Raw genomic sequence first — 4,769 nt, forward strand, 5'->3', positions numbered from 1 at the left:
GCCGCGCGGAAGCAGGTGGCGGTGGCATGGAGGCGGACACCTCACCTGCACTCGCGGGGTCGCTGGGGTCGCTGCGGAGGCGCCGGATGTAGTCGAGCGCATCGGCCGGTGCCTCGGCGGGTTCCGCCCGCTCCGGCGCCAGCGCGCCGGCCTTGGCGGCGTAGGCCTCGATCTGGTCGGCAGTGGCGACGAGCAGCTCCTGGCGGATGGCGCCGAGCGACATGCCGAGGAGGTCGCGCATGGCGCGGATGGCCATCAGGCGCTGCAGGGCGTCGGCGGGGTAGCGCGCGGTGGGCCCGCGGCTCAGTGGGGCGGGCAGGATGCCCTGGGCCACCCAGGACCGGATGGTCCTAGGTTGGAGGCCGGAGGCGGCGGCGAGGTTGGCGAGGGTGGGTTCGGTGAGCACGCTGCACTACCGCAACAGACAATACGACATGTCAATATAAATGGATCCCCTGCTGCGTCTGGATTGAAGATTGACGCTGATCACCATTGGGATCTTCTCACGCACCGCTGAATTTCTAAGGCGTGAGAAGAGTCCAAGTAGCTCAAGCCCGCAGCATCTTCTTCTCGGTTACTGGCGGTGGCGAGGGGTAGAGAATCAAGCCGTCTTTCTCGTCCACCGTGACCCGTGCTTCCGGATACACGGCCAGAGCCAATCTCAGGTTAGGCTGAACGTCGCGCCGGAAGAACCGGAGTTCGCCGTACCCCTCGCCAAACTGGCGGCGCAGGGCCTGCCAGCTCACTGGAACCGGCCCGTTGAGGGCATGGAGGCGGTAGGCCAGCCAAACATAGAGGTCGATGGCCATCGAGCGGCTGGAAATCTGCCGAACCGCCGCCTCCCGCAGCGGCAGCGGGTGTTCGATCAGCGACTGGTAGAACCCTTCGTCCAGTCGGACCCGCTCCTGCCACAGAGGGAGCTGGGCGTGAGTAGAGTCCAAAGGAAGAATGGCATCGCGTACAAAAGCACCGTTGGTAACCAGCTCGGCCTTTTCGGTGCGTCGGAAGAAGGTCAGGCGACAGCGGGAGATGCGGCGACTCTGTTCCCGCACCACCTGGTAGGTCTTGCCGCCGATCGGAATATCCATCGCCTTGAGCCACGCGTTCATTGAGGCACCTAGCTCGACTTCGCGCGAGCGGGTCCTAACTGCCTGAGTTTGTAGATAAAGGAGAATCATCCGAGCCACGGACCCGTACGGTATACCCACCGGACGCCGTTCTGCGTCAGTGCCGCTTTCCACGAGCAACTTGACCGTGCCTCCGTCCTTTTCCCAGATCGTCTCTGCTGTTTTTTTGTGCGGTAGCGCTGCCATGGCGAATCCGGCATGTGCCACACCGATGCGGCCCTTCTCATCAGTCATGATCTCGAAGGCCGCGTCGATCGCTCGCCGCTCGGCCTTGTCTAAAGCCTGCGCCCGTGCAGCCTCGACACCATGTGTCAGAATGAGTTGATGCACCTGTCCCATAACCGGCACCTCAACCTGTTTCGCCGCACAAATGCAACTTGGGATCTGCTCACGCAAGCTATTCGGAGTCTATTAGATCTAACTATTAGAAGTATGTGAGAGGAGTCCAAGGGAGATCAGCGAGTCCCGGTAGTACAGTCCAATCGGGGCGGGAGTAGATCCCAAGGCATTGTGAGATGCCGTAAAAGTCCGTTTGTTAATCATCGATGAGCGACGCGGCGGAGCAGGAGGCCGCGCATGGCGACGTGGTTCATGGCCAGACTCGTCGAGGCGCTTCTAGTAGTTGCGGGCGAGCCTTCGCCAGCGGATCATCCAGCCGAGGCGACCTTGTCCATGAGTTTGGTGCGGTCGTAGCCCGCGTCGGCGAACAGGTGCTTCAGCCAATGGCCAGCGCTTGCGGATGGCGTTGATGATCGCCTACGCGCCCGCGCTGTCCGACACGTCGGCGGGGGGTGAGATTCGCCATCAGCAGCCGCCCGTCCGTGTCCACAGCTACGTGGCGCTTGCGCCCGACGATCTTCTTGCCGCCGTCGTAGCCGCGCACCTCGGCAAACGGCGCCTTCACCGTTTGGCTGTCGAGCACGCCACCATTCGGGCTAGCCTCCCGGCCCTCCGCCTCGCGGTCCAGCATCAGCGCTACGTTGGGGATGGTGCGGAACAGCAGCCGCCGGACGAAGCGTCCGGAACCACCAGTAGACCGTCTGCCAAGAGCCAAAGTGCACAGGAAGCATCCGCCACCCACCCGCGCTGCGCGCCACGTAGCGGATCGCGTTCAGCACCTCGCGCAGATCGACCGAGGGTTTGCGCCCCCGCCGCGAGGGTTCCGGCGGCAGCGGCTCGATCCCGTGCGCACAACATGTTTGCGTCAGGCTAGCACACATTCGTACGGCTCCCAAATGATGCGCCCCATTTGCGTGGTGGAGGTAAAGTTTAACCGGTCAGTCTTTTGAGGCAGTTGCACGGCCTACTACGCGACGGCTACAGGTAGACTGCAACAGTCGCTGGGGGACGGCATGAAGCGCATTGTCTTTGCGTCACCAAAGGGAGGAAGCGGCAAGTCAACGATCTGTCGCAACCTTGCCGCGGCAGCGGCTCGTTGTTCGTTGAAGGCCGTGACCGCCGATCTCGATCCACAGGCTACGCTGACGATCTGGTCACGACGCCGTCCGAAGACGGTGCCCGCACTACCGCACTTCAAAGTGGCCTGGTCGGAAGCGGATGCGCTCCTCGATGATGGGGAAATGGATGGCTACGATGCACTCTTTATCGACACTCCCCCCTCCATTGAGACACAACCTGCTGCGTTTCAGGCGCTGCTGGCCAAGGCGGACCTAATTGTCGTCCCTACCCGCGCGACGTTTGACGACGCTGAATCCGTGGCGCCCTTCCTCAAGCACCTGCGAGAAGAGGGACGCCCAGCAGTTGCTGTGCTGAATTTTGTTAAGCCGCGGGTCAACATCAATGCTGTGAAGTCCTTCCTTTTGGACGCCGGCGAACTATGCCCTGTGGAGGTGGCCGACCGGACTGACTACGCCCGTGCCGGCGCAAAGGGGCTGGGTCTCGTCGACGTGCCCGGACACGCTGGTGCTGACGAAATGCAGGCGGTGTGGAGCTTCGTAAGAGGCAAAGTTTGGGGGCGTGGGGTGAAGAAGGAGAAGAAGCATGTCGCGGCGGCTTAAACTTGATGCTCCTCCGCCGCCTGTCTTAATCGAGGGTGACGCGCGGGTTCGCGCGCTGCAGATAGCCAAAACTGAGCCGCGGTTGCCGCAGGACTACGTCTCTGAGATTTCTCGGCTATGGAGCCGTGCACAGGGCGCATTCTTGGAGATTGGCCGTCTGCTGATCCGTGCCAAGGAAATGCTTCCCCACGGCGAGTATGTCGCTTCTGTGGAAGCGGAGCTGCCGTTCTCGAGCCGCACTGCTTACCAACTTCGTGAGGCAGCACGGTGGGCCTTGGGCGGGCCGATCCCGATGGAGCGTCTTCCCGGTTCGTATTCGACGATCTATCTACTCTCCACGCTTGAGCCGCCTGTTTTGGATGCGGCGGAGAAAGATGGCCTAATCCGTCCCGAGCTGAAGCGTGCCGAGCTGATCGAATGGCGCCGGAGAAGGGGTGGAGGCCAAGACCTGCAAGGCGAGCTACGCGCCAAGTTGGAGCGACTTCGCCGAGAACGTATGAGGATTGATGAGGAGATGAGGCGGCTCGAGCAAGAACTGGCAGAGGGCGACGAGGCATAGTCGCTCTGCCGGCATCGATCCTAAGTTGATACCTCCCCGGCCGGCCCCATTCGCCGATTCTGGATCACAGCGTGAGGCGGGTCGTCCGTCATCCCGCCCCCGCTGCGCCCTCTGCCGGTCCGGTTAAGCCTGCAAGCCGTCAGCCCCGCGGGAAGATCCTGCGCGGGGCCCGCCTCAGCGGCCCCCGCCCTACATGCCGCCAACTCCGACCGCGCCGCCTCTGCCGTCTGGCGTTCTGCTTCAGCCTGAAGCAGTGCTCGCGCGCCGCATCTTCGCGCACAGCCGCCCGCGGGGCCTCGGCCTCGCCTTCCGCCCGCCCGGCACGTTCCCGTTGATCCGCCGGCTTTGCCTGGGCGGACTGACGGGCCTCCCGCTCCAGGCTCACCAGATCTTCCGTCAGCTCGGCTCGGTCCTCCGGGACCTGATGGGCCTCCCGCTCCGCATCGGCCGTGCCTCCGAAATCTGCAGGGCGTTCCGTAGCCCAGCCGCCTCGCCTCTCAATCGTCCCAGCCGAAGTCGCACCTCCGCGAGTGCCGCCTCCGCCCTGTCCGCCCGCTCGCGCTCGCACGCCAACTGATGGCGCAGGACATCGACGGCGTCCTTCAGCGCTTTGGCCGTGTCGGTCCGGTCGGCCGCCGGTGCGGGAATTCGTTGGCGCTCTTGTTCTGCCGTAATACCGGCGACCTCGGCGGAAGTCAGGATGACCCGCAGACCGTCAGGCCCCCTCTCGCCCGTGAGTTTCCCACGACGGATGCGGAGCCGGATCGCCGCGATTGACAACCCGGTGAACTGAGCGACTTCCGCCAGCGTGTACCGCTTCGGCTGGTCCGTCATGCCGGCAGGTTCGGCCAGTCGGCGGTCGGAAGTCCAGTCTGGGCGCCGGCTACGCAGGGGCCGGCTGGACGACGAGATCCAACACCTTGGCCTGCATCGAGGCGCAGAGGGCCCTGGCTTCGTCATAGGTGGTGCCGGGCCGCAGTTCCAAGGTGATCATCATGCCGCGAAGCTGCGGGATGTCGGCCCCCTTCGGCTCGAACAGGATGAAGGGCCGGTCGGGCTGGCCGT

The 4,769-nt window shown here is 63.9% G+C and carries 6 protein-coding genes and 1 pseudogene; 2 read left to right on the forward strand and 5 right to left on the reverse strand.

Annotation, left to right across the window (positions count from 1 at the left end; genetic code table 11):
* From ACFHPP_RS30370 to ACFHPP_RS30380, 3 genes and pseudogenes are all read right to left on the reverse strand, one after another.
* Nucleotides 1–406: helix-turn-helix domain-containing protein (locus ACFHPP_RS30370; protein WP_437166967.1), on the reverse strand; the 406-nt coding region annotated here is incomplete at its 3' end.
* 142 nt (nucleotides 407–548) lie between these two features.
* Nucleotides 549–1,523, reverse strand: coding sequence for a replication protein RepA (locus tag ACFHPP_RS30375; RefSeq protein WP_437166968.1), 975 nt, complete (start codon nucleotides 1,521–1,523; stop codon nucleotides 549–551).
* Nucleotides 1,524–1,666: 143 nt separating this feature from the next.
* Nucleotides 1,667–2,308, reverse strand: a pseudogene (locus ACFHPP_RS30380) (IS5 family transposase); the annotation flags it as partial.
* 171 nt (nucleotides 2,309–2,479) lie between these two features.
* Here ACFHPP_RS30380 and ACFHPP_RS30385 point away from each other — a divergent pair.
* Nucleotides 2,480–3,145, forward strand: coding sequence for a ParA family protein (locus ACFHPP_RS30385; RefSeq protein ID WP_437166969.1), 666 nt, complete (start codon nucleotides 2,480–2,482; stop codon nucleotides 3,143–3,145).
* A complete protein-coding gene (locus tag ACFHPP_RS30390; protein ID WP_437166970.1) occupies nucleotides 3,129–3,704 on the forward strand; it encodes a DUF3102 domain-containing protein in 576 nt (191 codons plus the stop codon). Before ACFHPP_RS30385 ends, ACFHPP_RS30390 begins: the two co-directional genes overlap by 17 nt.
* Nucleotides 3,705–4,100: 396 nt before the next feature.
* On the opposite strand, the gene ACFHPP_RS30395 is transcribed toward ACFHPP_RS30390, so the two are convergent.
* On the reverse strand, nucleotides 4,101–4,538 hold the full coding sequence (locus tag ACFHPP_RS30395) for a hypothetical protein (protein ID WP_437166971.1): 438 nt from the start codon (nucleotides 4,536–4,538) through the stop codon (nucleotides 4,101–4,103).
* A gap of 49 nt (nucleotides 4,539–4,587) precedes the next feature.
* Nucleotides 4,588–4,769, reverse strand: a 182-nt coding sequence (locus ACFHPP_RS30400; protein ID WP_437166972.1) for a hypothetical protein, incomplete at its 5' end; no start/stop codon positions are given.

The sequence above is a fragment of the Falsiroseomonas sp. E2-1-a20 genome (assembly GCF_051433195.1).
GTDB lineage: Bacteria > Pseudomonadota > Alphaproteobacteria > Acetobacterales > Acetobacteraceae > Falsiroseomonas.

Excerpts from the sequence above, each read along its gene's own strand:
- ACFHPP_RS30385 (WP_437166969.1), top strand. The coding sequence starts at position 2,480 with ATGAAGCGCATTGTCTTTGCGTCACCAAAGGGAGGAAGCGGCAAGTCA.
- ACFHPP_RS30390 (WP_437166970.1), top strand. The coding sequence starts at position 3,129 with ATGTCGCGGCGGCTTAAACTTGATGCTCCTCCGCCGCCTGTCTTAATC.
- ACFHPP_RS30395 (WP_437166971.1), bottom strand. The coding sequence starts at position 4,538 with ATGACGGACCAGCCGAAGCGGTACACGCTGGCGGAAGTCGCTCAGTTC.